The 25,541-nt window shown below is 64.6% G+C and carries 24 protein-coding genes; 9 read left to right on the top strand and 15 right to left on the bottom strand.

Annotated elements, in window-relative coordinates; translation table 11 throughout:
- Nucleotides 1-106: 106 nt before the first annotated feature.
- Complete coding sequence (locus DIE11_RS06565) at nt 107-1,012, top strand: AraC family transcriptional regulator (protein ID WP_124622364.1); 906 nt, start codon at nt 107-109, stop codon at nt 1,010-1,012.
- A gap of 116 nt (nt 1,013-1,128) precedes the next feature.
- Here the strand turns inward: DIE11_RS06565 and DIE11_RS06560 are convergent, their stop codons facing one another.
- The 4 genes from DIE11_RS06560 to DIE11_RS06545 all read right to left on the bottom strand — a co-directional run bounded on the left by DIE11_RS06560 (nt 1,129) and on the right by DIE11_RS06545 (nt 6,696).
- Complete coding sequence (locus DIE11_RS06560; protein ID WP_124622363.1) at nt 1,129-2,019, bottom strand: amino acid ABC transporter substrate-binding protein; 891 nt, start codon at nt 2,017-2,019, stop codon at nt 1,129-1,131.
- A gap of 791 nt (nt 2,020-2,810) precedes the next feature.
- Entirely contained in the window at nt 2,811-3,806 is a 996-nt protein-coding gene (locus DIE11_RS06555) for a hypothetical protein (RefSeq protein ID WP_124622361.1), read from the bottom strand.
- Nucleotides 3,807-4,531: 725 nt separating this feature from the next.
- Complete coding sequence (locus DIE11_RS06550) at nt 4,532-5,089, bottom strand: hypothetical protein (protein WP_124622359.1); 558 nt, start codon at nt 5,087-5,089, stop codon at nt 4,532-4,534.
- Nucleotides 5,090-5,931: 842 nt separating this feature from the next.
- On the bottom strand, nt 5,932-6,696 hold the full coding sequence (locus DIE11_RS06545) for an SDR family NAD(P)-dependent oxidoreductase (RefSeq protein ID WP_124622357.1): 765 nt from the start codon (nt 6,694-6,696) through the stop codon (nt 5,932-5,934).
- Between the two features lie 141 nt (nt 6,697-6,837).
- On the opposite strand from DIE11_RS06545, the gene DIE11_RS06540 reads away from it, so the two are divergent.
- The 3 genes from DIE11_RS06540 to DIE11_RS06530 all read left to right on the top strand — a co-directional run bounded on the left by DIE11_RS06540 (nt 6,838) and on the right by DIE11_RS06530 (nt 11,901).
- Nucleotides 6,838-7,755 carry a LysR family transcriptional regulator gene (locus tag DIE11_RS06540; protein ID WP_124622355.1) on the top strand — a complete coding sequence of 306 codons (918 nt, stop codon included), beginning with the start codon at nt 6,838-6,840 and terminating at the stop codon, nt 7,753-7,755.
- 236 nt (nt 7,756-7,991) lie between these two features.
- Nucleotides 7,992-10,649, top strand: a complete 2,658-nt coding sequence (mutS, locus tag DIE11_RS06535; protein WP_124622354.1) for a DNA mismatch repair protein MutS — start codon at nt 7,992-7,994, stop codon at nt 10,647-10,649.
- Nucleotides 10,630-11,901, top strand: a complete 1,272-nt coding sequence (locus tag DIE11_RS06530; protein ID WP_124622352.1) for a hypothetical protein — start codon at nt 10,630-10,632, stop codon at nt 11,899-11,901. Before mutS ends, DIE11_RS06530 begins: the two co-directional genes overlap by 20 nt.
- On the opposite strand, the gene DIE11_RS06525 is transcribed toward DIE11_RS06530, so the two are convergent.
- Nucleotides 11,881-12,429, bottom strand: a complete 549-nt coding sequence (locus DIE11_RS06525; protein ID WP_059608381.1) for a peptidylprolyl isomerase — start codon at nt 12,427-12,429, stop codon at nt 11,881-11,883. The genes DIE11_RS06530 and DIE11_RS06525 overlap by 21 nt on opposite strands.
- Before the next feature lie 32 nt (nt 12,430-12,461).
- Here DIE11_RS06525 and DIE11_RS06520 point away from each other — a divergent pair, with 32 nt between their 5' ends.
- Together DIE11_RS06520 and DIE11_RS37510 are read left to right on the top strand one after the other, a co-directional pair.
- Nucleotides 12,462-13,682 (top strand): cupin domain-containing protein, encoded by a 1,221-nt coding sequence (locus DIE11_RS06520; protein WP_124622350.1) that lies wholly within the window; start codon nt 12,462-12,464, stop codon nt 13,680-13,682.
- 54 nt (nt 13,683-13,736) lie between these two features.
- Complete coding sequence (locus DIE11_RS37510) at nt 13,737-13,982, top strand: hypothetical protein (protein ID WP_011657350.1); 246 nt, start codon at nt 13,737-13,739, stop codon at nt 13,980-13,982.
- A gap of 319 nt (nt 13,983-14,301) precedes the next feature.
- Here the strand turns inward: DIE11_RS37510 and DIE11_RS06505 are convergent, their stop codons facing one another.
- From DIE11_RS06505 to DIE11_RS06460, 10 genes are all read right to left on the bottom strand, one after another.
- Nucleotides 14,302-15,078: an MBL fold metallo-hydrolase gene (locus DIE11_RS06505; RefSeq protein ID WP_059608383.1), complete on the bottom strand. Its 777-nt coding sequence runs from the start codon at nt 15,076-15,078 to the stop codon at nt 14,302-14,304.
- 4 nt (nt 15,079-15,082) lie between these two features.
- The gene (gene bamC, locus DIE11_RS06500) at nt 15,083-16,228 is read right to left on the bottom strand and encodes an outer membrane protein assembly factor BamC (protein ID WP_124622348.1); all 1,146 of its coding nucleotides are present in this window, start codon (nt 16,226-16,228) and stop codon (nt 15,083-15,085) included.
- A 111-nt stretch (nt 16,229-16,339) separates the two neighbouring features.
- On the bottom strand, nt 16,340-17,242 hold the full coding sequence (gene dapA, locus DIE11_RS06495) for a 4-hydroxy-tetrahydrodipicolinate synthase (protein WP_124622346.1): 903 nt from the start codon (nt 17,240-17,242) through the stop codon (nt 16,340-16,342).
- A 47-nt stretch (nt 17,243-17,289) separates the two neighbouring features.
- Nucleotides 17,290-17,892 (bottom strand): bifunctional 2-polyprenyl-6-hydroxyphenol methylase/3-demethylubiquinol 3-O-methyltransferase UbiG, encoded by a 603-nt coding sequence (locus DIE11_RS06490; protein WP_059608386.1) that lies wholly within the window; start codon nt 17,890-17,892, stop codon nt 17,290-17,292.
- A 9-nt stretch (nt 17,893-17,901) separates the two neighbouring features.
- On the bottom strand, nt 17,902-19,104 hold the full coding sequence (locus DIE11_RS06485) for a tryptophan--tRNA ligase (protein WP_124622344.1): 1,203 nt from the start codon (nt 19,102-19,104) through the stop codon (nt 17,902-17,904).
- A gap of 8 nt (nt 19,105-19,112) precedes the next feature.
- Entirely contained in the window at nt 19,113-19,775 is a 663-nt protein-coding gene (locus tag DIE11_RS06480) for a site-2 protease family protein (protein ID WP_059608387.1), read from the bottom strand.
- Between the two features lie 45 nt (nt 19,776-19,820).
- Entirely contained in the window at nt 19,821-20,453 is a 633-nt protein-coding gene (locus tag DIE11_RS06475) for an L-threonylcarbamoyladenylate synthase (RefSeq protein ID WP_059535812.1), read from the bottom strand.
- A 72-nt stretch (nt 20,454-20,525) separates the two neighbouring features.
- Nucleotides 20,526-21,356, bottom strand: a complete 831-nt coding sequence (locus DIE11_RS06470) for a 3',5'-nucleoside bisphosphate phosphatase (RefSeq protein ID WP_059608389.1) — start codon at nt 21,354-21,356, stop codon at nt 20,526-20,528.
- An 80-nt stretch (nt 21,357-21,436) separates the two neighbouring features.
- The gene (locus DIE11_RS06465) at nt 21,437-22,327 is read right to left on the bottom strand and encodes an alpha/beta fold hydrolase (protein ID WP_124622342.1); all 891 of its coding nucleotides are present in this window, start codon (nt 22,325-22,327) and stop codon (nt 21,437-21,439) included.
- A 202-nt stretch (nt 22,328-22,529) separates the two neighbouring features.
- Nucleotides 22,530-23,387, bottom strand: coding sequence for a ferritin-like domain-containing protein (locus DIE11_RS06460; protein WP_124622340.1), 858 nt, complete (start codon nt 23,385-23,387; stop codon nt 22,530-22,532).
- 130 nt (nt 23,388-23,517) lie between these two features.
- Here DIE11_RS06460 and DIE11_RS06455 point away from each other — a divergent pair, with 130 nt between their 5' ends.
- The 3 genes from DIE11_RS06455 (at nt 23,518) to DIE11_RS06445 (ending at nt 25,517) form a co-directional block, all read left to right on the top strand.
- Nucleotides 23,518-24,042, top strand: a complete 525-nt coding sequence (locus DIE11_RS06455; RefSeq protein ID WP_059608392.1) for a gamma carbonic anhydrase family protein — start codon at nt 23,518-23,520, stop codon at nt 24,040-24,042.
- A 25-nt stretch (nt 24,043-24,067) separates the two neighbouring features.
- Nucleotides 24,068-25,018 (top strand): Hsp33 family molecular chaperone HslO, encoded by a 951-nt coding sequence (hslO, locus tag DIE11_RS06450; protein WP_124622338.1) that lies wholly within the window; start codon nt 24,068-24,070, stop codon nt 25,016-25,018.
- Between the two features lie 139 nt (nt 25,019-25,157).
- On the top strand, nt 25,158-25,517 hold the full coding sequence (locus DIE11_RS06445) for a hypothetical protein (protein WP_059817823.1): 360 nt from the start codon (nt 25,158-25,160) through the stop codon (nt 25,515-25,517).
- Nucleotides 25,518-25,541: the final 24 nt, after the last annotated feature.

Below are 25,541 nucleotides of genomic sequence, written 5' to 3'. Positions count from 1 at the left end.
ATGCGCCGCGGCCATTCAGAGGCCGATATGCCGAACACGACTGACGCCGGGCCTGATTTCGCTTTGGTACACTTGGCGCCCAGGTTCTCTACGTTTCCACGCATCCATGGCCGCTGCACAGTCAGACAACGCGTCATCTGATTTCATGCCGGCTGACCTCAGGCAAAGCGTGATTACGCAGACGTTGCCGCATTCCCAGGTCGGCATCAGCCGACTGAAGACATCTCGTAGAAACATTGGCCGAACTGCGCCATATGAACTTGAAGACGCCGATCTCATCGTGTTGCAATTGCGTGCGTTCGGCGAACAGGAATTGTGGCTTGACGGACGCGTTGCCCGCTTTGTCCCCTATGACGCAGGGACCGTCACGATTCATGATCTCGATCGCAGATGGGTTTCCGACCTGAAGGGGGCGTTCGACTGCATCCATTTTCACCTCCCTCGCCGAACGCTGGAGGAGACGGTCGATGAAATCGGAGGCAGGCAGCGACCACAGCTTTACTTGCCGCCGCATTTGAGTGCGACGGATCCGATCATCCATCGGCTGGGCCACGCTCTGCTCCCCGCTTTAGCGCAGCCCGAGCATGCATCTCAGCTTTTTATCGACCATGTCGCGCTCGCCTTCCAGGCGCATGTCGCGCGCCTGTATGGCGGCGTCAGCGAGCGCCGGGAGAAGTCGACCTGCAAACTCACTGCGTGGCAGGAGCGAATGGCGAAAGGACTTCTTCTCGAACGCCTAACCGGGAACATATCGATTGCCGATGTGGCGAAAGCATGCGGCCTGTCTCGCGGCCATTTCGTCAAAGCCTTTCATCAGACCACCGGGTTGCCGCCCCATCGCTGGCTGATCAATCAGCGCATCGAGCAAGCAATGATGTACATGCGCACGTCGTCCATGCCCCTGCAAATGATCTCGGATGCATGCGGCTTCGCCGACCAGAGCCACTTCACGAGAACATTTACGCGCGTCACCGGCGTTACACCGCGTCGTTGGCGCACGGACAACGTTTGAGGGCCGCATGAGCGACGCCTCGCTTTCGCAAGCGGGCATCTCTTTCTTGTCCGGCATGATCCGACAAGTCTTGGCGCACGAAGCTACGCCAAGACCTGCGCCACGCCGATCGATCGTCACTGTGCAGGTCGATCGCTGCGCGTGACCAGATTTCCCTTTAGTGCCGCGCTCATCGGCATGTCAAGATTCGCGCCATGTGGCGGAATAGGTGATTCAAACCATTTCGCGTACAGGCGACTGAATTCGCCATTCTTCATGAGCCGAGTGAGCGTGCCATCGACGAGTCGCTTGAACGCCGGATCGTCTTTGCGCACCATGCATGCGTATGGCTCCACCTGCAACGCGTCTCCCGCCACGGCCCACGTACTCGGGTCGTCCGCGTTGGCCCTGAGCCCATAAAGCAGAACGTCATCGAGGGCGAGCGCTGCCGCTTTGTCGTCCGCGACGATCTTTAGTGCGTCGGCGTAGTCCTTTGTCAGCACGACTTCGGCATCGATGTGCTGCGCTTCGAGTTGGCGTCGCAGCGTTTTTTCGTTCGTACTCCCGCCGACTGTCACGACAGCCTTATGCGCGAGGTCGGCATAGTCGCCAATGCGCGACGCCCGTTTTGCCATCAGCCGCGTACCGGCATAAAAGTAATTGATCGAAAACGCGACGTCCTTGCCGCGCGCCGAGGTGTTTGTCGTCGACCCGCACTCCAGATCGTAGGTGCCATTGACGAGCAGCGGAATTCGATTTTGACCGGTGACCGGCACGTAAGCGACCTTCAGATCCGGTCTGCGAAGTACCTTGCGAACGTCGTCGACGATTGCTTCCGTTACGTCCATCGAAAAGCCGACGGCTTTATGCGGTGTCAGCAGGTAGCTGAACGGCACGGCGGCTTCCCTGTACGAAACAACGATTTGATTGGACCGGGAGATTTTGTCCAACGTCTGCGCATTGGCGGTCATCGACGCGGCACACCCCGCGAATAATGCGGCAAGCATGGCAAAGGATGGGGATCTCATGATGCCTCTTTCACGACGTCTTCCCTGCAGAAGCTCGATTTGCCGAGCCGGCTCCGTCAGTAGCGGACCGCACGACGTATCCCTTGCCGCGCGTCCATCAATTCCGACGTGAATTCACTTTAAGCGGAGTCGATCGCCCCCGCTTGACTCAGGTCAACGGCGCAGCGGCCTCGGAACAAGTGCCGGGACGGAGTTTCAGCACGACGCCGCAACCCGTATCGAGATCCGGTTGGTCGACAGGCCGCCTGCCCGCCTTGGCTGATCGATAAGTGTCATGCCGGCAAGACAAGCACCGGCGCTATCCCTTGGGGCCAGCCGACCGGCCAAGCCGCACGAGCCAGAATTGTTGCCGGACACGGAGTCGTATCGCGCGATCAGCTGGCCTATCGGCCAACTTCGACCGTATTCGTCAAAGCCGCTGGCAAACTTGGGCAACTCAAGCAACAACTTCATGCCGGATCTATGACCACGCTGTCGCCCGAGGCCTTTGCTGGCCGCACTCCGATGATGCGGCAGTACTTGCGCCTTATCTGACGAGGCCCAGCGTACAACCTACGCCAAGACCTACGCTCATGCTTTTGGGGATGGGCCGTTATCGACCCGGAGGCGTCAGTCGCCGAAGGCGAAAGCAGACAGTCACATTGTCGTTAGAAGCGAATCTTGACCTGCGGCCCATTTTTAGTTGGTCACACTAGATTCGGAGATCTCCAACTCGAGGCGGATACTGAATCGTCAACACTCGCCCAGCTGCGAAAAAACAAGCGGCCGCTCAACGCAGCCGCCGCGATTGCTTAGTTCTGCGTGAGCGGATTCAGCGTTGTGCACAGGAAACCCGTGCAGTTGCTGGCCTCGAAGTAGAAAGATGCCGTCGGCGACGGCATGCCGAGAGGAAGATCGCCGAGATACGCATTGCCCTGCGCGCCGAACGTATTCAACTGCTGGACGAAGCTCGCGCCGGTCGCCTGGACCGCGGCCGACTGGTACGTGAAAGTCGCCGACTGAGTCTGGTCCTTCATGTAGATCCACGAGAGATTAATCGCGCCAGTCGGTTGCAAAGGGCCGAACTGCATCTTGCCCTTCGATCGATAGCCCTTCGCACCCTCGCTGTTGGCCTGCGTGATGAAGTCGCCGACGGTCGACGTCGGCATCACTACATCATATGTGTAGGTCGCGTTCGACGCGTTGTCCTTCATGTACACGTTCGCCTGTTCCGATCCCGCGACCATCGGGCCCAGGAACCAGTAGCCCGACTGCCCCTCGCCGTTCGCCTGCGCGACGAACGCGTCCGGGTCCGTCGACAGGTCCGTTGTCGTGTATGTGTAGGTGGCCGACGAGCCGCCGTCCTTGCGATAGAGATAACCGTACGTGAGCGGCCCTTCGAACCGGTAGCCGCTCGTGCCTTGCGCGTTGGCCTGGCTGACGAAGCCCGTCATGCTGGTCGGCGTCGCCTGCAACTGGTAGGTGTATGTCTGCGCGGCGCCGTCGTTCACGAAGATCGATTGCGAACCGCCATTGCTAGCGTCGTAGAAGTAGTCGCCGAGGTAGCGATAGCCCTTTGCGCCTTCGTTGTTGATCAGCGTCAGGAAGCTTGCCTGATCCGCCGCAGTCGGCAGTGCATCGTAGCGCAGCGTCAGCGTACTGTTGCCAGAGCCGTCGCTACCCCCGATGCGACCGTTGTTGGTGGACTCTGCTCCGTTCCCGGCCTGCGCCGGGGAAGAGGAACTATCGTCGCCCCCACAAGCGGTCAGTGCCAGACAGGTCAACACGATCAATGCAATGGTCCTCACGGGGATCACCTTTTTATGAACAGGACGGCACCGGTGCGTACGGCACAGGGATGCTTGCACTCGCAGAGCATGTATACGAGACGGCTTCACAAGGGCCTCGTGGGGCTGCAACTTTCGTTGCTCGCATAAGCCAAGGCACAGGAACAACCGAGACCGGGTATTGCGCCACGCCGATCGCGGTTACGGCGTCGAACGACCTTTGCGAATCCATCTCTAAGGCTACAGCGACCGACCATGCTTCATGGTCAAAGACTGTCAGATATCAGTGCCGATTGAGGTAGGTCGGCGCCCGCAGACCATACATTGCACTGGGAATCATGGAGGCCGGTGCCGTACAGGAAAAAAGCTGTCACAACTTCGGCAATAAAGTTGTCAACTCACGCACCGATCGGCTCGTCAGCAAAAGACTCTGAACGACCGGGAGCGGTCAACCGTAGCTGCCACTCGCCATCGCCGACAACTGGCCGGATGGCGAACTTCGAGCGGTCCCGTTCAGGCCACTAGCAAACTCGGGCTGCATAGCAACTTTTCCCGGTCACATGAGCACGCAACCCGCGGCAGCACCTGCACTCGTCACTCCAATGATGCAGCAGTACCTGCGCCTTATTTGACAAGGCTTAGCACACAAACTTACGCCAAGTCCTACGCTTACGCTTATCCCGGATCGGTAGTTATTGACCCAAAGCGCCCATGCGCCTACCGCCGCGGACACCGGCTTAGCAGTATTACAGTCCCTTCAATTTGGTGTAAACGAAGGCCCCCATCGAAAACAAGAGCAGAAAGGGAAAAAGAAACGCGGCCGTGTTTGTTGCCGTTCTAACCCAACGGGGTCCGATTTTGCATCGGGCACTTTCCGGCCGAAAACTGACCGATGATGCCACCGATTTCAGATATCCAGAAACGTCACGCAGTTCTGAGAAAAGTGTTGCCGCCAGCATCTCATCCTTATAAGGACTGTAATAGTACATATTGATTCTCGCTGTCAGATCTCTTCCATCCCACTCAATAGCGAATGCATACTCAGAAAATAGATGCCTTAGCGTTTCTGCCAGGCGATCGATTTCCCGAAGGCGAACTGACAATTCCTTGGCCCCAAATCCGTAGACATAAACGCCCGCGCCTATGTCGTGGTGGGAAAAAATGATCGATTTGCGATGATCGCTTCGACCAAAACCAACGTCAACGTTGACGTCGCATGGCGTTGCCGTCGAGGCGATCAGAAGTTGGTTGAAGCGCTCCAATTTTATTTGGTATTTTTCCGCCAAAACGTGCAAATATTTCATTTCGCACCTGTTCTCAATGGCCCGCCCCACCCTCTTACGAGCACATGCCTGCACTCGACCAGACTCGAACTCTGCGCAGCTTAGACACCTCTAATACGACTTGTGACAGTAGCGGCACTTAGAACCAACCCAGGGAGTCCATGCACCACTTGACGCTCGAATGGCAAGCGATTGGCAATGTGGACAAACTAGGAGAACAAGCTGGGCCACCCCAAAAAACATTGCAATTCCAAGTCCAACGACCGCAGCCAAGGCTTTGGCTGACGTCGGCAAGGCAATGGAAAGGGGCGCAGCAACGCCAAGTGGTATGACCGTTGCTGCCAAGTAGAAAAGTATCGCCTTCGTGCGCAGTCGCATTGCCGCCCCCCGTCTTAGTGTGATCCTGACGATCGCGTACTGCGCGGTCGACGATGCCGAGAAACGACGCCGATCACAGCCCGATGTCTCCCCGGCAATCAACGAACCCATACGGTCACAATCTAGACTGTCGGCCGCAATCGGCCTGTCGGGGTTAGCACTAGGTCTCTGTTGTGCCCGCAACGCTAAGCCCACCAATTTAGGCAGGAGCACAAGTCGCTGCCAATTCTCAACGCCTGCAACCGGCCGATGGGCGAACTTCGCGCAGGCGCGTCCTGCCCGCTGGTAAACTCGGGCAGCCAAAGCAACTTTTCCCGGTCACATGAGCAGGCGCCCCACCGCAGCGCCTGCACCCGTCACCCGAATGATGCAGCAGCATCTGCGCCTTACCTGATAAGGCTCGGCGCACGAACCTACGCGACGACCTACGCTGGCTCTTTCGAGGATCGACCGTTACCCACCGATCACAGACATCCAGCGGGCGCTTAGATCTGCTGCTGCCCGCCATCGACGAACAGCTCGATGCCGTTCACGAAGCTCGCGTCGTCCGACGCAAGGAACAACGCAGCGCTTGCGATCTCTCCGGGCTCGCCGAGGCGCCCCATCGGGATCTGGGCAGCCAGGTAATCGGCAAGACCCTGGCGTTGGACTGCATCGTCACCGGCGAGGTCGAGCAAGCCGGGCGTGCGCGTCGCACCCGGGCTGATTGTATTAACCCGGACGCGGCGATCCTTCAGATCGAGAATCCAGCTGCGTACGAAGGCGCGCACCGCGGCTTTCGATGCCGAATACACGCTGAATGCAGCCGTGCCCGCGCTGCCTGCCGTTGAACCGGTAAGAATCACCGACGCCCCCTCGGCGAGCAGCGGCAACGCTTTTTGCACCGTGAAGAGCACGCCCTTCACATTGCGATCGAAGGTGTCGTCGTAGTGTTCTTCGGTGATGCTGCCAAGCGGCAGCATCGAACCGCCGCCGGCGTTGGCGAACAGCACGTCGAGATGCCCCTGTTCTTCCTTGATCTGCGCATACAGCGCGTCGAGCTCACCCAGCTTTGTGGAATCGACACGTACCCCCGTCGCGTTGCCGCCCGCTTCGCGGATGCCCTTCACTGCGGCATCTAGTTCAGCCTGACGGCGGCCGGTGAGGTAGACGTGCGCGCCTTCTGCCGCGAAACGCTGTGCGGTGGCGAGGCCGATGCCGCTGGTTGCGCCGGTAACGAGTGCAATCTTGTTGTCGAGCTTGCGTGCCATGGTGCTTCTCCTTTCGTTCGGTAAGTGGATGACTGCGTTCGGTGTTTCGTGCTGCGATGTGAGGAGAATATCGACGCCCAAGGCTTATCGAAATAGAATTGATTGCAATCAAACGTTGCAAAAATGAAAAGATGAGGGGAAATGGCGAAGCTGCCTGATTTCGAAGGACTTGCTATGTTCGCGAAGGTCGCGGAGGAAGGATCGTTCGCGGCCGCGGCGCGCGCGATGGGCGTGTCGGTGGCGACGGTCTCGCGGGGCGTCGCCCGTCTCGAAGACCGGTTGGGCGCGCGGCTCGTCAACCGCACGTCGCGCCAACTCTCGCTCACCGAGTTCGGCCGGACGATCTGCGATAAGGCCGGAGAGATCTACCGTCAGGCCGAAGAAGCAGAAAGCGCCGCGCGCGAAATGTCGGTGCAGCCGCGCGGACTGGTGCGCCTGGCTGTACCGATGTCGTTCGGGCTGCGCTGGGTCGCGCCGCTGCTGCCCGCGTTCTTTCGCGCGTATCCGGAGGTGTCGATCGACCTGCACCTTTCGGATGCGTCAGTCGATCTGGTTGCCGATGGGTTTGACGCCGCACTGCGCATTGCCGCGCTGCCTGATTCGTCGCTGGTGGCACGACGCCTGTGCCCGGTCACACAATTCGTGGTGGCGTCGCCCGCGTACCTGAAGCGCGAAGGGCGGCCCGCGCATCCGCGCGACCTGGCGGACCGGCCATGCCTTTCATACGCGTATCGCGCGCGCAGCGATTTGTGGCGCTTCACGAACGCTGCAGGCGAGGAGGAGCCGGTCAAGCCGACCGGCCCGTTGCGCGTGACGAGTTCCGATGCGCTGCTGCCCACGCTGCTCGACGGCCTCGCAATCGCCGAGTTGCCCGAATTCATCGCCGGCGAATATCTGGCCGATGGCCGCCTTGAGGCGATCCTCACCGACTGGTCGCTGACGAAGGGCGGCCTTTACTTCGTCACGCCATCGGCGCGTGCACGTCCGGCGAAGGTGGCGGTGCTGTCCGATTATTTTGCGGAGCATCTCTCGGAGCCGTCATGGCGATGGCCGAAGTAACGCAGTGGCGAGGATGAGCCCACTCTCTGGATGGGCGAGCATCATTGCATTGCCGCAATGATGGATCTCAAGCAATTCCATTTCGCAAATATCGCGCGCCCCGTATCGTCCTTCCCACTCACTGGACGACATCATGTCAAAGGTTATCGGCGACAACTGGCCGAATGGCGAACTTCGAGGTGTCCGGTTCGGGCCGCTGGTAAACTTGGGCAACCAAAGCAACTTTTCCCGATCACATGAGCACGCCACCCACGGCCGCACCTGCAACCGTCACTCCAATGATGCAGCAGTACCTGCGCATCAAGGCCGATCACCCCGACACGCTCGTCTTCTACCGGATGGGCGACTTCTACGAACTGTTCTTCGAGGATGCGGAGAAAGCGGCGCGTCTGCTCGATCTAACCCTCACGCAGCGCGGCGCATCGGCCGGCACGCCGATCAAGATGGCCGGCGTCCCGCATCACGCGGTCGAACAGTATCTGGCGAAGCTCGTGAAGATGGGCGAATCGGTCGCGATCTGCGAGCAGATCGGCGACCCTGCGACGTCGAAGGGGCCGGTCGAGCGCAAGGTCGTGCGTGTCGTCACGCCCGGCACGCTGACCGACGCCGCGCTGCTGTCCGACAAGAACGACGTCTACCTGCTCGCGATGTGCGCGGGCCACAACAAGCGTGGCGTGGCGGTCAACATCGGCCTCGCGTGGCTGAACCTCGCAAGCGGCGCGCTACGGCTCGCCGAAATCGAACCCGAGCAGCTCGGCGCCGCGCTCGAACGCATCCGGCCGGCCGAGATCCTCACGGCGGACGGCACGACCGACGCCGTGCCCGCCGGCGCCGGTGCGATCAAGCGTGTGCCGGCATGGCATTTCGATATCGCGTCGGGCACGCAGCGCCTGTGCGACCAGCTCGACGTCGCGGGCCTCGACGGCTTCGGCGCGCATTCGCTGACGAGCGCATGCGGAGCTGCCGGCGCACTGCTGCTGTACGCGGCCGCCACGCAGGGTCAGCAGCTGCGTCACGTGCGCAGCCTGAAGGTCGAGAACGAAACCGAATACATCGGGCTCGATCCGGCTACGCGCCGCAACCTCGAACTGACCGAAACGCTGCGCGGCACCGAATCGCCAACGCTATACTCGCTGCTCGACACATGCTGCACGACGATGGGCAGCCGCCTGCTGCGTCACTGGCTGCATCACCCGCCGCGCGCGTCCGTCGCCGCACAGTCACGCCAGCAAGCGATCGGCGCACTGCTCGAAGCGCCCGTGAACGCGAGCCTCGACGCCCTGCGAACCGCACTGCGCCAGATTGCGGACGTCGAACGGATCACCGGGCGTCTCGCGCTGATGTCCGCGCGCCCGCGCGATCTGTCGAGCCTGCGCGACACGTTCGCCGCGCTGCCCGCGCTGCGCGAACGCATCGGCGCGATCGTCGCGAACGCGGATGCGCTCACGCGCATCGACGCGGCGCTCGAGCCGCCCGCCGAATGTCTCGACCTGCTGACGAGCGCGATCGCCCCAGAGCCTGCCGCAATGGTGCGCGACGGCGGCGTGATCGCGCGCGGCTACGATGCGGAGCTCGACGAGCTGCGCGACATCTCCGAAAACTGCGGGCAATTCCTGATCGATCTCGAGGCGCGTGAGCGTATCCGCACGGGCATCGCGAACCTGCGCGTCGAATACAACAAGGTGCACGGCTTCTACATCGAGGTCACGCGCGGCCAGACCGACAAGGTGCCCGACGACTATCGCCGCCGCCAGACGCTGAAGAATGCCGAGCGCTACATCACGCCCGAACTGAAGACTTTCGAGGACAAGGCGCTGTCCGCGCAGGAACGCGCGCTGGCTCGCGAGCGCGCGCTGTACGACGGCGTGCTGCAGGCACTGCTGCCGTTCATTGCCGAGTGTCAGCGCGTCGCGTCGGCGCTCGCGGAGCTCGACGTGCTCGCCGCGTTCGCCGAGCGCGCCCGCACGCTCGACTGGGTCGCACCCGCCTTCACCGACGAAATCGGCATCGAAATCGAACAGGGGCGTCACCCCGTCGTCGAAGCGCAGGTCGAGCAGTTCATCGCGAACGACTGCCGGTTCGGCGCCGAGCGCAAACTGCTGCTGATCACCGGCCCGAACATGGGCGGTAAGTCGACCTTCATGCGGCAGACGGCGCTGATCGCGCTGATCGCATACGTCGGCAGCTACGTGCCGGCGAAGTCGGCCTGCTTCGGCCCGATCGACCGGATATTCACGCGAATCGGCGCGGCCGACGACCTCGCCGGCGGCCGCTCGACCTTCATGGTCGAGATGACCGAAGCGGCTGCGATCCTGAACGACGCGACACCGCAGAGCCTCGTGCTGATGGACGAAATCGGCCGCGGCACGTCGACGTTCGACGGCCTCGCGCTCGCATGGGCCATCGCGCGTCATCTGCTGGCGCAAAACGGCTGCTACACGCTGTTCGCGACGCATTACTTCGAGTTGACGCAACTGCCCGCCGAATTCCCCCAAGCGGCCAACGTCCACCTGTCGGCCGTGGAGCACGGTCACGGCATCGTGTTCCTGCACGCGGTCAACGAAGGCCCGGCGAACCAGAGCTACGGACTGCAGGTTGCACAACTCGCGGGCGTGCCGGCACCGGTGATCCGCGCCGCGCGCAAGCATCTCGCGTATCTCGAACAACAGTCGGCCACGCAGCATACGCCGCAGCTCGACCTGTTCAGCGCGCCGCCCGCCGTGACCGACGAACTCGAATGCGCGGATGCGCCTCCACCGTCCAACATCCCGCATCCGGCACTCGAAAGGCTGCGCGACATCGATCCCGACGACCTCAAGCCGCGCGACGCGCTCGATCTGCTGTACGAACTGCGCACGCTCGTCCGCTCGCACGATGCCGACGGGCACGCATAAGCGCACCCCGTCGGGTTGGCCGGCCCGCGCCACCGCTGCGCTGGTCGCGGCGGTGCTCGCGCTGGCGCAGGCCGGCGCGCTGGCCGCGCCGCCCAAACGTGCCGCCGCCCCCTACTCGTTCGCGGTCGTGTCGGGCGTCATCGATACGCCGGCCGACGAGCCAGCCGCGCAACGGCTGTTCGAATCGATCGCGCGCGAGCGCAATCTGGCCTTCGTCGTCTATGCAGGCAACATCAAGGGCGCAAAGGAAGCGTGCCGCGACTCGCTGTATACGCAGCGCGGCGCGATCCTCGACGCATCTCGCGTGCCGCTCGTGTTCATTCCCGGCCACGACGACTGGGTAACGTGCAACACGGCGGCCGGCGGCAACTACGACCCGGTCGAACGTCTGGACTTCCTGCGTCAGACGCTGCTGGCCGACGCGGCGCTGCCCGACCCCGGCGCGCTGCAGATCACGCGCGAAAGTGAGGTCGCCCGGTTCCGGCCCTATCGCGAAAACGCGCGCTGGCTGCATGACGATGTCGTCTATGTCGCGCTGAACGCACCGGCACCGAACAACCACTATCTGACGGCCGGCGGGCGGAACGGCGAATTCGAGGACCGCATCATCGCGAACGGCTTCTGGATCGACCACGCGGCCGAATATGCGAAGCGGCACGAAGCGCGCGCGATCGTGGTGATTTTCGAAGGCGATCCGCAGTTCGATCGCTATGAGCGTGCCGAACGCTTTGCGTGGTTGCGTTTCAACCGGCCGCGCGTCCGCGACGGTTTTCGTGAACTGAAACGAACACTGGTGAAGGCGGCGGCGGTATTCCGCGGCCCGATCCTGGTGGTGCACGCGAGCAGCGAGCCGCTTGCGAACGGCTTCCTGATCGATCGCCCGCTGCATGCGGACGACGGCGTGCTGGTGGGAAATGTGACGCGTGTCGCGATCGGACCGCGTCATCCGGCGAATCAATGGGTGAAGGTCAACGTGTCACCGGCACGGCAGACGATCTTCAACGTGAGCGTGCAGGACGTCCCGAAGAATCTGCCGACCCCGCCCGCGCTGCCGGTCGTGCCGCGCGATAACGTCCCGCTGCCGCAGATGCCGGAGATCCCGGCCTTGCCGGCATTGCCCGACTCGTCGTCGGTCGCGCCGCCGCTTCAAGGCGACGGCACGACACCGGACGGCGCTTCGTGGCCCGCGCCGCGCCCTGCTTCAGGGCCGGCGCCCAGCCTGCCTGCCAGCTCAGTGCAGGGTACGCCCTGACGGTGCGTCGCCTTCCTCGTCCTCGTCTTCGTCCTCGTCGACGATTTCGAGGCCTTCCGCGCCATGCGCGTGCTCATGCTCGATCTCGTCTTCGGTCGCTTCGCGAACGTCCTTGACCGTCAGTGCGAAACGCAGCGCCATGCCCGCAAGCGGGTGGTTGCCGTCGAGCACGACCTTGTCCTCGGCGATGTCCGTGACCGTGTAGATCAGCGAATCCACTTCCTCGTCGCCGTCTTCCGGCGTGCCTTCGAACTGCATGCCCACTTCGATCGGCTCGGGAAAACGATCGCGCGGCTCGATCTTCACGAGTTCGGGATCGTAGTCGCCGAACGCGTCCTGCGGCTCGAGCTGAATCTGCGCCTGGTAACCGGGCTCCTGGCCGTCGAGCTGTTCCTCGATCTTGGGGAACGTGCCATCATAGCCGCCGTGCAGATAAACCATCGGCTCGTCGCTTTCCTCGATCAGATTGCCTTGCGCATCCGACAGCTTGTAAGCGACCGACACGACGGTGTTTTTTGCGATTTTCATCCAATTCTCCCAAATACAAGTCTCATTATACGATGCGCAACCGGTCTCAAGCCGAACCGCGGGATGCCGCTGCCGCCCCGCTCGGCGCGCCGCCTTCCGATCTTCCCACACCGCTGCTCGGCGGCCTCTCGCCGGCGCAATTCATGCGCCGCTACTGGCAGAAGAAGCCGCTGCTGATCCGCCAGGCGATCCCCGGCGTGAAGCCGCCGGTGACGCGCGACGCACTGTTCGAGCTGGCAGCCGACTATGACGCCGAATCGCGACTGATCACCCATTTTCGTAACAAGTGGCAACTGGCCCACGGTCCCTTCGAGCCGGGCGCGCTGCCTGCCGTCTCGCGAAAGTCCTGGTCCTTGCTCGTGCAGGGGCTCGACCTGCACGTGGACGCGGCACGCGCGCTGCTCGACCGCTTCCGCTTCATCCCGGACGCACGCCTCGACGACCTGATGATTTCGTACGCGACCGACGGAGGCGGCGTCGGCCCGCACTTCGACTCGTACGACGTATTCCTGCTACAGGTCGAGGGCCGGCGCCGTTGGCGCATCGGTGCTCAGAAGGACCTGTCGCTGCAGCCGGACGTCCCGTTGAAGATCCTCGAGCATTTTGAGCCGAGCGACGAGTGGGTGCTGGAGCCGGGCGACATGCTGTACCTGCCGCCGCACATCGCGCACGACGGCGTGGCCGAAGGCGAATGCATGACCTGCTCGATCGGCTTTCGGGCGCCGTCCGCCGGGGAGCTGGGCGCGCAATTCCTGTATTACCTCGCGGAGCGCGGCGGCCTGCGCGACGAGCGTGGCGACGCGCTTTACCGCGACCCGAGGCAGCCGGCGGTCGACACCCCGGCGCAACTGCCGCCGGCGATGGTCGAGCGCGTCGCCGAGATCGTCGATGCGATCCGCTGGCGCAAGCGTGACGTCGCCGAATTCCTCGGTTGCTACCTGAGCGAACCCAAATCGAACGTCGTATTCGAGCCGCCGGCGCGCCCGCTGTCCGAGGCCGCGTTCGTCGCGCAGGCGTCGCGCCGGGGCGTGTATCTCGACAGACGGGCCGCATTGATGTATAACGCGCGCTCGTACTTCATTAATGGCGAGGAAGAACCGCTCGAGCAGGCCGGCGCATGGCTGCCCGAACTGGCCAATCTGCGCCACATGGAGGCGAAACGGTTTGTAACACTATCCCGGGTTCCCTCAATGACAGCCTTGCTGCACGAGTGGTATTGTGCGGGCTGGATACGGGTCGGAAACCGGATTTAGTGAGCCGCCCCGTATGCCCGTGCAGATCAAATTCTGTATGGGAAAGACAACGTATTGACCCCGCATTTGTCGACGGTCGATAGGAAAGTGCATATAATTTCCGCCCAAGCCGTAGGGAAGATTCACGCTCTAGAAGTGCGTCTCCACCAGCGGCCCAGGTCGGTGTTGGAGCACATTACCGGTATTGTTTCGCGCTGTTGCTTACCTTTAACCATAAAAGGACGTGATCATGAAGAAATCCCTCCTCGTAGCTTCCCTGTTGGCTGCTGTTGCACTGGCTGCTTGCAACAAGAGCGCTGATCAAGCTGCTTCGTCGGCTGCTAGCGACGCATCGGCTGCTGCTTCGTCGGCTGCTTCGGCAGTTGCTGGTGCTGCGAGCGACGCAGCTGCTGCTGCTTCGTCGGCTACGGCTGCTGCGAGCGACGCAGCTGCTGCTGTGGCGTCGGCTGCTTCGGCAGCGACGGCTGCTCCGGCTTCGGGCGCAAGCCAGTAAGCCTCAGCATCAGCTGAAAAAAAACCGGCCCTTCGGGCCGGTTTTTTTACGTCTGTCGGTTGCGCGCATGGTATCCGGCAGCAAGATCGGCCAAGAGCCGTCCCGGGCGTCCGATCCTGCGCCTGCTCAGCCGAGCGTCAGCCAGTCGAAGCCCGCGTCCTGCGTGGCCACGACCACTTCCTCCCCGTCCGTTCCCAGCACGCCGGCCAATGCCTGGCGGGCCAGCTCGGGCCGGTTGTTCTGCTGGCTCAGGTGCGCCGCGACGAGGTGCTGGAGGCGGCTGCGTTCGAGCGATGCGAGGATGCCCGCGGCGGCGGCGTTGCTCAGGTGGCCATGATTGCCACCGATCCGCGCCTTCAGCGACTGCGGATAGCGGCTCCCGGCGAGCATCTCGGTATCGTGGTTGGATTCGAGCACCAGCGCGTCACAACCGCTCAGAACGGCCGTGATGTGCGGCGTGGCCATCCCGACGTCGGTCAGCACGCCGAGCCGGCGGCAACCGTCCATGAAGACGAACTGGAGCGGTTCCCGCGCGTCATGGGGCACCGTATATGGCATCACGGCCAGATCGCGAATCGCGGCTGTCTCGTCGCCCCACAACACGTGGAGATCGACATCGGCTTCGTCCGCGCCCACCGCGCGTGCCGTGCCCCAGCTCATGTAGAGCGGCAGCGACCCGCGCCGCGCGAGCGTCAGCGCGCTGCCGACGTGGTCACTGTGTTCGTGGGTGATGAGGATCGCATCGAGATCGTCGATGCCGAGATTCAGGCGGCCGAGGCGGCGCTCGACCTCCTTCGCTGAAAAACCGCAGTCGAGCAGCACGCGGGTGGTCGTCGTGCCGCTTGCGACCTCGACGACCAGCGCGTTGCCTTCGCTGCCGCTACCGAGGCTGGCGAAGCGCACGCGATCAGTTCAACTGGGCGTGCAGCAGCGAAATGATCCGCTGCGCGTCCGACGAGTTGTCGACCTTGCCGGTCGCGTCGACCACCGCGACCTGCGTGCCGCCACTGCCCTGCGCGCGCACGTTGACCAAGTATTCCTTGCCCGGCTTGGCCGCCGACGGGCCGCCGTAGAACAGCTTGCCGAACAGCCCGTCGCGCTTGAGCTCTTCCATCGTGTTCGCGTAACGGACCGTGTACAGGCCCTTCTCGCGGTCGCGATTGTCGACCGCGAAGTTGGTGCGGTCGAGCGCGAGACCGACGCGCAGCCACGCACGGTCGAACGATTCCGCCAGTTGCAGCGTCGCGGCACCGCTGCTCGTATCGCTCACCTGCGCCGGCGCCGTCGCGGGACGCGCATCGGTCAGCAGCTGCTTCGCCTGCGCGTCGCTCAGGCCGAACTTCTGCATCAGCTTCGTCAGGAACACAGCCTCGAGCACCGGATTGCGCGGACGCTCTTCCCAGCGCGACGACGTGCCGCCCTGCGGGCCGACCATTATTTCCTCCATCGCGCTGTGCGTGATCGAGATGTCAGTGTTGCCGTCCGGCGTACGGTTTACGAGCGTGCGGAAACGGTCGCGCGTGCCCGACGAGTACGCGAAGTCGATGACCTTGCCGATCGTGCGGCGGAACCAGTCATCGGGAATGTTCGCGCGGTTCTCGGCCCAGTCGGTGGCCATGATGCCGGTCGACGGTGCGTCAGTCTTCAGCGAGAAGCCGTTCTCCTGCCAGAATTCCTTCAGGATCGGCCACAGCTGCTCGGGCGTGCGCCCGTCCACGACGAGCCAGCGGCGGTCGCCGTCGCGCTCGATATGCATGCCGAGCGGATCCTGCGCGCTCGGGACACCGTCGGTCGCGTTGCCGGCGGCCGTCGTCGCCCGCGGCGGCAGCGTGCCGAGACCAGCGTTGCTCGGCGGCGCGACGAACTGCTGGGTCGTCGGCACCGGCTTCAGGTCGCTCGGCACCGCGAGCGGCGGCGCCGAACCCGTGTTCTTGTAGTTGACCCGGTCTGGAGCCAGATAATCGTTCAGCGTATCGCAGCCGGCGAGCGCGCCCAGCGCCAGCGCCACCACCGAAACCTGGATGGCGCGAGAGGAAAAGGCGAAACGTTTCATGAAATCCTTCGTCTTGCTAGAACGCTCGTCAGGAGCGGCGCCGGACGGAGCCGGCCGGTGCGGGTTGATGAGGGGTCGAGCCGGCGGCCGCAGGACGCGGCCGCCTGAGCATCAGAGGACGCCGGCCTCGACGAGGGCCGAACGCACGACGTCGTGACAGCGCTCGTCGAGCGGCGTGAGCGGCAGGCGGATGCCGCCCTGCATCTTGCCCATCGCCTGCAGCGCCCACTTCACCGGAATCGGGTTCGCCTCGACAAACAGGTTCTTGTGCAGCGACAGCAGCTTCATGTGCAGCTCGCGCGCCGTTGCGACGTCGCCGGCCAGCGCCGCGCGGCACAGGTCGCTCATCGCGCGCGGCGCGACGTTCGCCGTCACCGAGATGTTGCCGTGGCCGCCGAGCAGCATCAGCGCGATCGCGGTCGGATCGTCACCGCTGTAGATCGCGAAATGCTTCGGCGCGGCCTTGATCAGGTGCGCGGCGCGATCGATGTTGCCGGTCGCGTCCTTCACACCGATGATGCCCGGCACCTGAGCGAGGCGCAGCGTCGTCTCGTGCGCCATGTCCGCGACCGTACGGCCGGGCACGTTGTACAGAATCACCGGCAGGTCGACCGCCTCGGCGATCGCCTTGAAGTGCCGGTACATCCCTTCCTGCGTCGGCTTGTTGTAGTACGGCACGACCTGCAGCGTCGCGTCGGCGCCGACGGCCTTCGCATGCTTCGTCAGTTCGATCGCTTCGGCGGTCGAGTTGCCGCCCGCGCCCGCGATGATCGGGATGCGCTTCGCCGCATGCTCGACCGCCGTGCGGATCATCAGGATGTGCTCTTCGACGTTGAGCGTTGCCGACTCGCCGCTCGTGCCGACCACGACGAGTGCGTCGGTGCCTTCCGCGATGTGCCAGTCGATCAGTTTGCGAAACGCCGGCAGGTCAAGACTGCCGTCTTCGAGCATCGGGGTGACGATCGCGGGGATGCTGCCGCGGATTTGAATGCCGTCTTGGGTGCCGTTAGCCATGAAACGCGATTGATTGTTGTACCGGTAAACGTTGAGATTGTAGCGGATTAGCCGGGCAGTTCGTAACGTGGAATTCCCGCCCCCGCTGTCGGGGTCGCGCCCTCGCGTACCGCGCAGATGCGCTGCACGAACGCCTCGCGCGGCGCGGCGACAAATCCGTCCTCGTACGCAACCACCCGCAGGCGGCCGCGCACCGCGTCCAGCAACTCGCCCGGGGCGAGCAGGAACGCAGGATTGGACGGCTTGCCGACCGTTTCGTTTCCTTGCGCGAAGGTTTCGTAGATCAGCACGCCGCCCGGCGCCACCGCATCGAGCAGTCGGGGCCAGAGCGGGCGATGCAGATAATGGGTGACGATCACCGCCGCGAACGACGCACCGGCCGGCAGCGGCCAGGGCGCGCCCTCGAGATCGGCGTCGCGCACATCGACACCAGGAATCGCGCGCAAAGCGGCCAGCGCGGCCGCATCGCGGTCGAGCGCGACGACTGGATGCCCGTGCGACGCAAACCAGCGTGCATGGCGACCACCGCCCGCGGCGACGTCGAGCACCGTGCCGCTCGCCGGGACGAGCCGCGACCAGCGGGCGACCCAGCGCGACGGTTCGGTCTGGGCCACGTGGCCGCCCGCGGCGGCAATGACAGGTTCGCGCATGCCGTCAGGTCAGGTGTACGACAGGCCCATCGCCTCGCGCACGTCGCGCATCGTCTCGACCGCGTGCTTGCGCGCCTTGTCGCAGCCGTCCGCGACGATCGCGCGCAGCAGCGACGGATCGTCCATGTACTTCTGTGCGCGCTCGAGCATCGGCTGCTGTTCGCGCAGGATCCCTTCAACGACCGGCTGCTTGCAGTCGAGGCAGCCGATGCCCGCCGAGCGGCAGCCGCTCTGCACCCACTGGTGCGTCGCTTCGTCCGTATAGACCTGATGCAGCTGCCACACCGGGCACTTGTCCGGATCGCCCGGATCGGTGCGGCGCACGCGTGCCGGATCGGTCGGCATCGTGCGGACCTTCTTCGTGATCGTCTCCGCGTCCTCGCGCAGGCCGATCGTATTGCCGTACGACTTCGACATCTTCTGGCCGTCGAGACCCGGCATCCGGGACGCTTCGGTCAAAAGCGCCTGCGGCTCGACCAGGATGATCTTGCGCGCGCCTTCGAGATAGCCGAACAGGCGCTCGCGGTCGCTCATCGACAGGCTCTGCGATTCCTGCAGCATCGCGCGCGCCTGTTCGAGCGCCTCGTCGTCGCCTTCCTGCTGGTACGCGTTGCGCAGCTCGTGATAAAGCTTCGCGCGCTTGCCGCCGAGCTTCTTCGCGGCTTCGAGCGCCTTCTCCTCGAAGCTCGGCTCGCGGCCGTACAAGTAGTTGAAGCGGCGTGCGATCTCGCGCGTCATCTCGACGTGCGGCACCTGATCCTCGCCGACCGGCACGAGCGAGCCGCGGTACAGCAGGATGTCGGCCGCCATCAGCACCGGGTAGCCGAGGAAGCCGTAAGTCGACAGGTCCTTGTCCTTCAGCTTCTCCATCTGCTCCTTGTAGGTCGGCACGCGTTCGAGCCAGCCGAGCGGCGTGCTCATGCCGAGCAGCAACGCGAGTTCCGCATGTTCGGGCACCTTGCTCTGGATGAACAGCGTCGCCTGCGCCGGATCGATACCCGACGCGAGCCAGTCGATCAGCACGTCCCACACGTTCTTCTCGATGACCTCGGGTGTTTCGTAGTGCGTCGTCAGCGCATGCCAGTCAACCACGCAGAAGAAGCACGGGTACTCGGACTGCAGCTTCACCCAGTTTTTCAGCACGCCGTGGTAGTGGCCGAGGTGCAGCGACCCGGTGGGTCGCATGCCGGAGAAAATACGATCTGGGAACATGATTGTCGTTAGAAAAGCGAGGCGAAGGGAGACAGGATGGCGCTCAGCACGCCGGCCGCGGCATTCACGAGCGGCCGCAGCCAGAAGTTCGTCAGCACGCCCGTCGAGACCAGCACGAGGACGATGATGAAACCGTACGGCTCGATTCGCGACAGCGCGATCGATTGCTTCGGCGGCAGCAGCGCCGCCAGGATGCGGCCGCCGTCGAGCGGCGGCAGCGGAAACAGGTTCAGCACGCCGAGCACCAGGTTCGCGCTGACGCCTGCGTAGGCCATCCGCGTGAAGAACGGCTCGTCGATGCCGGCAGCGGGCAGTACGATGGTCAGCACGCCCCAGATCAGTGCCTGCACGAAGTTGCAGGCCGGGCCAGCCAGCGACACCCACAGGCTGCCCCAGCGCGGATCGCGCAGGTTGCCGAACGATACCGGCACCGGTTTCGCATAGCCAAACAGGAACGCGCCGCCCGTCAGGAAATACATCGCGAGCGGGATCGCGATCGTGCCGAGCGGATCGATGTGGCGCATCGGGTTGAACGACACGCGCCCCATCATGTAGGCGGTGTTGTCGCCGAGCAGGCGCGCGGCATAGCCGTGCGCAGCCTCGTGCAACGTGATCGCGAAGATCACGGGCAGTGCGTAGACGGCGATGGTCTGTATCAGGGAAGCGTCCATATCGCGTTATTGTAACAAGCGCACTCGCGCAAAAATGAATGGCGCTTACGCGGCCGAAAGCCCGAACGGTTCGAGCGCACCGCGCCCGGCACGCACGAGCTGCGGCTCGTCGCCCGTCAGATCGATCACCGTCGACGGTTCGCGCGGACACGCACCACCGTCGATCACGAGATCGACCTGCTTCTCGAGCCGCGCGCGGATGTCGTCGGGATCGTTGAGCGGCTCGTCGTCCGGCGGCAGGATCAGCGTCGTGCCAAGCAGCGGCTGGCCGAGCGATTCGAGCAGCGCGAGCGTGATCGCGTGATCGGGCACGCGCAGCCCGATCGTCTTGCGCGACGGGTGCGACAGACGACGCGGCACTTCCTTCGTCGCCTGCAGGATGAACACGTACGGGCCCGGCGTCACCGACTTGATCTGCCGATACTGACGATTGTCCACCATCGCGAAGTTGGCCAGTTCCGACAGGTCGCGCACGAGCAGCGACAGGTGCTGCTTCTCGTCGAGGCCGCGGATGCGGCGCACGCGCTCGACTGCATCCTTGTCATCGAGGTGGCACGCGAGCGCGTAGCTCGAATCGGTCGGCATCGCGATCACGCCGCCCTTGCTGACGATGTCCGCGGCCTGCTTGATCAGGCGCGGCTGCGGATTATCCGGATGAATCCTGAAGAACTGGGACATGGGGACACGTAAAGAGGGAGAAGTCGGATGCGCGCCTCGGCGGCAGCGCCAGCGGCAAGCGGCCGCGGTACGTCAGAGCCAGCGCTCCCAGAGCGGTTTCAGGTCGGGCGGCAAAGGCGGCAGGCTGCCGAGCTCGATGCGACCCTCGCCCGGCGCATGGAAATCCGAGCCGCGCGACACCTCGAAGCCGAAGCGGCGCGCGACGTCCGCGTATTCGCGGTACTGGTCGGGCGTGTGGCTGCCCGTAATGACCTCGATCGCGCGGCCGCCGAGATCGATGAATTCACCGAAAAACGCATCGAATTCGACCGGCGTGTAGCGGTAGCGGCCCGGGTGCGCGACCACGGCCTCGCCGCCCGCCGCGCGAATCCATGCAACGGCGTCGGACAACGTCGCCCAGCGGTGCGGGACGAACCCGGGCTTGCCGTCGCCGAGCAGGCGGTCGAACACATCGGAGGTCGATTCGGCATGGCCGTTCTCGACCAGGAAGCGCGCGAAGTGGGTGCGCGAGATCAGGTCGGGATTCGATACGTACTTCAGCGCGCCTTCGTACGCGCCGGGAATGCCGAGCGTCTCGAGCTGCGCGGCAATCGCCCGCGCACGCGCGGCGCGGCCGTGGCGCGTGCGGTAGAGGCCATCGACGAGCGTCGGGTTCGACGGATCGATGTTCAGCCCGACGATGTGCACGGTGCGCGACGCCCACGTGACCGAAATCTCGACGCCGCTCAGGTAGCGCATCCCCAGCGCCTCCGCCTCGCTGCGTGCCGCCGCCTGGCCGCCGATCTCGTCGTGGTCGGTCAGCGCCCACAGGGTCACGCCGCCGGCATGGGCGCGGCGCGCGACGTCGGCAGGCGACAGCAACCCGTCGGAAACATTCGAATGGCAGTGGAGATCAGCGTTCATTGTCGATATGGCAGGTGAAGCTTCATTCTACTGCAATGCGGCAATTGCGCCGCCCGCCTGCCTCCCGCGCCGCCGCCAGCCTACGCGCAGAACGCCTCGATCAGCGCCGCGATCTGCTCCGGCTGGTCGTGATGAACCATGTGGCCGGCATCCTCGACGAGCTTTTCGCGCCAGTCGGGGAACGCGCCGAAGCGCGCCTTGAACTCCGGCAGCGGGATGTCGCCGGCGAGATACGCGAGCGTCGGCGAATTGACGGCCTCGACGTGCAGCACCTTCGCGCGCACCTGCTTCCAGACGGCCATCACCTCGTCGAGCCGGTACAGCTGCGGGCCCGCCATCTTGTGCGCGGGGTCCGCCAGCAGGTGGTAGAGGCCGTCATCGCCACGCTTCGACCAGTGCGCGGCGAGGAACGCGGCGCGGTGCGGATCGAGCCGCGGATTGGTCTTGATCAGCCGGGCCGCCACGTCGTCGAGCGACGCATACGGGCGCAACACCGGCGGCTCGCGCAGCTCGTCGAGCCAGCCGCGCAGCCGGCGCGGCGCCTGCTCGGCCCGCGCGGGGGCGAGCCCGAACCCTTCGAGGTCGACCACGCGCCGCACGCGCTCCGGGCGCGCGCCCGCGTACAGGCACACGACGTTGGCCCCCATGCTGTGCCCGACCAGATTGACTTCGCCGGTGGGTGCATAGTGATCGACGAGCGCATCGAGGTCGCCCAGGTACTCGTGGAACCAGTAATGACCGCCGCCCTGCCTCGCGACCGGCCAGTCGGACAGGCCGAAGCCGCGTGCATCCGGCGCGATCACCTGCCAGTCGCCCGCGAGCGCGTCGACGACGAACTGGAACGATGCCGCGACGTCCATCCAGCCATGCAGCATGAACAGCGTCGGCGCATCGGGCCGGCCCCAGCGCCCCACATGCAGCTTGACGCCGCGCACCGTGACGAAATCGGAAACAGAACTCGAGGCACTCATTGCAGCCGCCAAAAAAAGAATGATCGTTCGATTATAGCGATGACGCCTCCATTCCGGCGCCTGGCAGTCGAGGCGGCTCTCTAGCGACGCGGCGTGCGGAATCGGCCTGTCGGACGCCGCGGACATGCCGCCGAACGATCCGCGAGGCCGACGCAGCGACAGCCTTCGCCCGCCCGCCGGGAGCCGGCGGCGCCCGGACGTGCTAACCGGCCGCGTTGCCGTCCGCCGCGTCCTGCGCGGCGAGCTCGTCCAGCTCCGCCTGCTCGAATCCCGCGGTGCGGCGCGCGTCGAAATTGAACGGGCCGCGCAGCCGCGGCGCATGGTACTGCTCGGCGAGCTCGCGATAGGCCGGCACCGGATCGCGGCCGGCCTCGTCGCACAGATACCGGAACCAGCGATTCCCGATCGCGACGTGGCCGATCTCGTCGCGCAGGATCACGTCGAGGATCGCCGCGGACGCATCGTCGCCCGCCTGCACGAGCCGCGCCCGGATCGACGGCGACGCGTCGAGTCCGCGCGCCTCGAGCGTGCGCGGCACGAGCGCCATCCGCGCGAGCGGATCGGCCTTGGTCCGCTCGCACATCTCCCACAGCCCGTTGTGCGCGGGAAAATCCCCGTACGCATGCCCGAACTCGGCGAGCCGCCCGGACAACAGCGTGAAGTGATGAGCCTCCTCGGCCGCGACCTTCAGCCAGTCCGCATAGAATGCGTCGGGCATCCCGGCGAAGCGCCACACGGCGTCGAGCGCGAGGTTGATCGCGTTGAATTCGATATGCGCGAGGGCGTGCAGCAGCACCGCGCGCCCCGCGGGCGAGCGCATGCTGCGGCGCTCGAGCTCGCGCGGCTCGACGAGCGGCGGGCGAGCCGGACGGCCGGGCAGGTCGGTCGGTTCGTCCAGATCGAGCGTCGGTGCGATCGTGGCCTGCCCGGCCAGCAGCGCGTCATGCAGCGCGCGGACCCGAGCGGCCTTCGCGGCCGGCTCGGACATCCGCAGGGCGTCCAGCGCGGCGCGACGCACGCAGTGTGGCGCAGCCATGAAAGAAGAAGGCTCCATGTTCATCAAACTGGGCACCGCCAGTGCGCATGCACGCGACGGTTTACAATGTACGTTTGTGCCGTCACGCAATGCACCCGGCACGCCAGACGCGCCATTCTACCGGCGCCCATCATCGAAGAGACCAGGAGACTCCGTGACGATCTACAAACTGGGCGAGACGGCCCCGACGATCCACGAAAGCGTATTCGTCGCCGATACGGCGGCCATCATCGGCAAGGTCGTGCTCGAGGAAAACGCGAGCGTATGGTTCGGTGCGACGATTCGCGGCGACAACGAGACGATCTCGGTCGGTGCCGGCAGCAACGTCCAGGAAGGCGCGGTCCTGCATACGGACCCCGGATTTCCTCTGACGATTGCCGAAAACGTGACGATCGGGCACCAGGCGATGCTGCACGGATGCACGATCGGGGAAGGTTCGCTGATCGGGATTCAGGCGGTGGTCTTGAATGGAGCGGTCATCGGCCGCAACTGTCTGGTTGGTGCCGGCGCGGTCGTGACAGAAGGCAAGACGTTCCCGGACAACTCGCTGATTCTCGGCGCCCCGGCGAAAGTCGTGCGCGAGCTGTCGGCAGACGACATCGCGCGGCTGCGCGCAAATGCGAAGACGTACGTCGAACGACGCGCGCATTTCAAGGAGCAACTCGTGCGGATCGGCTGATTCGCGCGGATTTCAAGGAAGAAGAGTGAGCGACCAGTTACAGAAATTCATGTTCAATTCGGCACCCGTGCGCGGCGAGATCGTGTCGCTGCGCAACACGTGGCAAGAGGTGCTTTCCCGCCGTGACTACCCTGCCCCGGTGCGCACGGTGCTCGGCGAGATGATGGCTGCGTGTGCGCTGCTGTCCGCGAACCTGAAATTTCACGGCACCCTGATCATGCAGATCTTCGGCGACGGGCCGGTCCAGATGCTGGTCGTCCAGTGCGGCTCGGACCTGTCGATGCGCGCCACGGCCAAGTTCGCCGGCGACGTCGCGCAGACGATCGGCGACGACACGCACTTCGCGTCGCTCGTCAACGCGAGCGGCCACGGCCGATGCGTGATCACGCTCGACCCGGCCGAGAAGCTGCCGGGCCAGCAGCCGTACCAAGGCATCGTGCCGCTGAACGGCGTCGACGGTCCGCTCGAATCGGTATCGCAAGTGCTCGAGCATTACATGCATCACTCGGAGCAGCTCGACACGCGGCTGTGGCTCGCGGCCGATCGCGACCGCGCGGTCGGCATGCTGCTGCAGAAGCTGCCGGGCGACGGCGGCATCGTGCCGCGCAACGCCGAGACCGACGCCGACACGTGGGAGCGCGTCTGCACGCTCGGCGGCACGCTGTCCGCGAAGGAATTGCTCGAGGTCGAACCGGAAGTCGTGTTCCGTCGGCTCTTCTGGCAGGAAAACGTGCAGCACTTCGACCCGGCCGGTACGCGCTTCCAGTGCTCGTGCTCGCGCGAGAAGGTCGGCGCGATGCTGCGCATGCTCGGGCGCGACGAAGTCGAGAGCGTGATCGTCGAGCGCGGTCACGTCGAGATCCACTGCGAGTTCTGCAACCAGCGCTACGAGTTCGATCCCGTCGACGTCGCGCAGCTGTTCGCCGCGCCGGAACTCGCGACCGGCATCACGCCCGCGACCGATCAGCGTCACTGAGCGAGCGGCGCGCCCGTGCCGGCCATGCACGGCGCGGGTGCATAATGACGCACGAGCGTCGCACGCAACGGCCCAGGCGCCGGAGGTCCGCCTTCGGCACAAACCGCTTTCCGCTGTCGGCGCGCTGCTGGAGAAACACATGAATCGCCCGTTCCGCACTCTCGTCCTGACCAGTGTCGCAGCCGGCACACTGGCCCTCGCCGGCTGCGCGGTGCAGCCGCCTTCGTCGACGATCCTGAGCCGCCTGCCCGAACCGGGCGCTTCGGGCGGCCAGCCGCCCGCACTGTCGAGCGCGGAGCGCAAACGCTACGACGAGATCGACCGGCAAGTGCTGCGCGAGCAGAACGACGCGATGGCGGCGGAGGCCGCCGCGCGCGCGTGGGCGTATTACTCGCCGCCCCCCGTGACCGTCTACGGCGGCTATTACGGCGGCGGTTGGGGAAACCGGTGGGGCACCGGCATCGGATATGGCTACGGTTACCCGGGCTGGTGGTGGTGATGCGTGATCCGCGTCGACCGATTC

It is taken from the genome of Burkholderia sp. Bp9012, assembly GCF_003853825.1.
GTDB classification, from domain to species: Bacteria; Pseudomonadota; Gammaproteobacteria; order Burkholderiales; family Burkholderiaceae; genus Burkholderia; species Burkholderia diffusa.
This window is presented reverse-complemented; position numbering and strand designations above follow the sequence as displayed.

Bases quoted from the DNA above. Each gene is read 5' to 3' on its own strand.
- DIE11_RS06565 (WP_124622364.1), top strand. From the start codon at position 107: ATGGCCGCTGCACAGTCAGACAACGCGTCATCTGATTTCATGCCGGCT.
- DIE11_RS06560 (WP_124622363.1), bottom strand. From the start codon at position 2,019: ATGAGATCCCCATCCTTTGCCATGCTTGCCGCATTATTCGCGGGGTGT.
- DIE11_RS06550 (WP_124622359.1), bottom strand. From the start codon at position 5,089: ATGAAATATTTGCACGTTTTGGCGGAAAAATACCAAATAAAATTGGAG.
- DIE11_RS06545 (WP_124622357.1), bottom strand. From the start codon at position 6,696: ATGGCACGCAAGCTCGACAACAAGATTGCACTCGTTACCGGCGCAACC.
- DIE11_RS06540 (WP_124622355.1), top strand. From the start codon at position 6,838: ATGGCGAAGCTGCCTGATTTCGAAGGACTTGCTATGTTCGCGAAGGTC.
- mutS (WP_124622354.1), top strand. From the start codon at position 7,992: ATGAGCACGCCACCCACGGCCGCACCTGCAACCGTCACTCCAATGATG.
- DIE11_RS06530 (WP_124622352.1), top strand. From the start codon at position 10,630: ATGCCGACGGGCACGCATAAGCGCACCCCGTCGGGTTGGCCGGCCCGC.
- DIE11_RS06525 (WP_059608381.1), bottom strand. From the start codon at position 12,429: ATGAAAATCGCAAAAAACACCGTCGTGTCGGTCGCTTACAAGCTGTCG.
- DIE11_RS06520 (WP_124622350.1), top strand. From the start codon at position 12,462: ATGCGCAACCGGTCTCAAGCCGAACCGCGGGATGCCGCTGCCGCCCCG.
- bamC (WP_124622348.1), bottom strand. From the start codon at position 16,228: ATGAAACGTTTCGCCTTTTCCTCTCGCGCCATCCAGGTTTCGGTGGTG.
- dapA (WP_124622346.1), bottom strand. From the start codon at position 17,242: ATGGCTAACGGCACCCAAGACGGCATTCAAATCCGCGGCAGCATCCCC.
- DIE11_RS06490 (WP_059608386.1), bottom strand. From the start codon at position 17,892: ATGCGCGAACCTGTCATTGCCGCCGCGGGCGGCCACGTGGCCCAGACC.
- DIE11_RS06485 (WP_124622344.1), bottom strand. From the start codon at position 19,104: ATGTTCCCAGATCGTATTTTCTCCGGCATGCGACCCACCGGGTCGCTG.
- DIE11_RS06480 (WP_059608387.1), bottom strand. From the start codon at position 19,775: ATGGACGCTTCCCTGATACAGACCATCGCCGTCTACGCACTGCCCGTG.
- DIE11_RS06475 (WP_059535812.1), bottom strand. From the start codon at position 20,453: ATGTCCCAGTTCTTCAGGATTCATCCGGATAATCCGCAGCCGCGCCTG.
- DIE11_RS06470 (WP_059608389.1), bottom strand. From the start codon at position 21,356: ATGAACGCTGATCTCCACTGCCATTCGAATGTTTCCGACGGGTTGCTG.
- DIE11_RS06465 (WP_124622342.1), bottom strand. From the start codon at position 22,327: ATGAGTGCCTCGAGTTCTGTTTCCGATTTCGTCACGGTGCGCGGCGTC.
- DIE11_RS06460 (WP_124622340.1), bottom strand. From the start codon at position 23,387: ATGAACATGGAGCCTTCTTCTTTCATGGCTGCGCCACACTGCGTGCGT.
- DIE11_RS06445 (WP_059817823.1), top strand. From the start codon at position 25,158: ATGAATCGCCCGTTCCGCACTCTCGTCCTGACCAGTGTCGCAGCCGGC.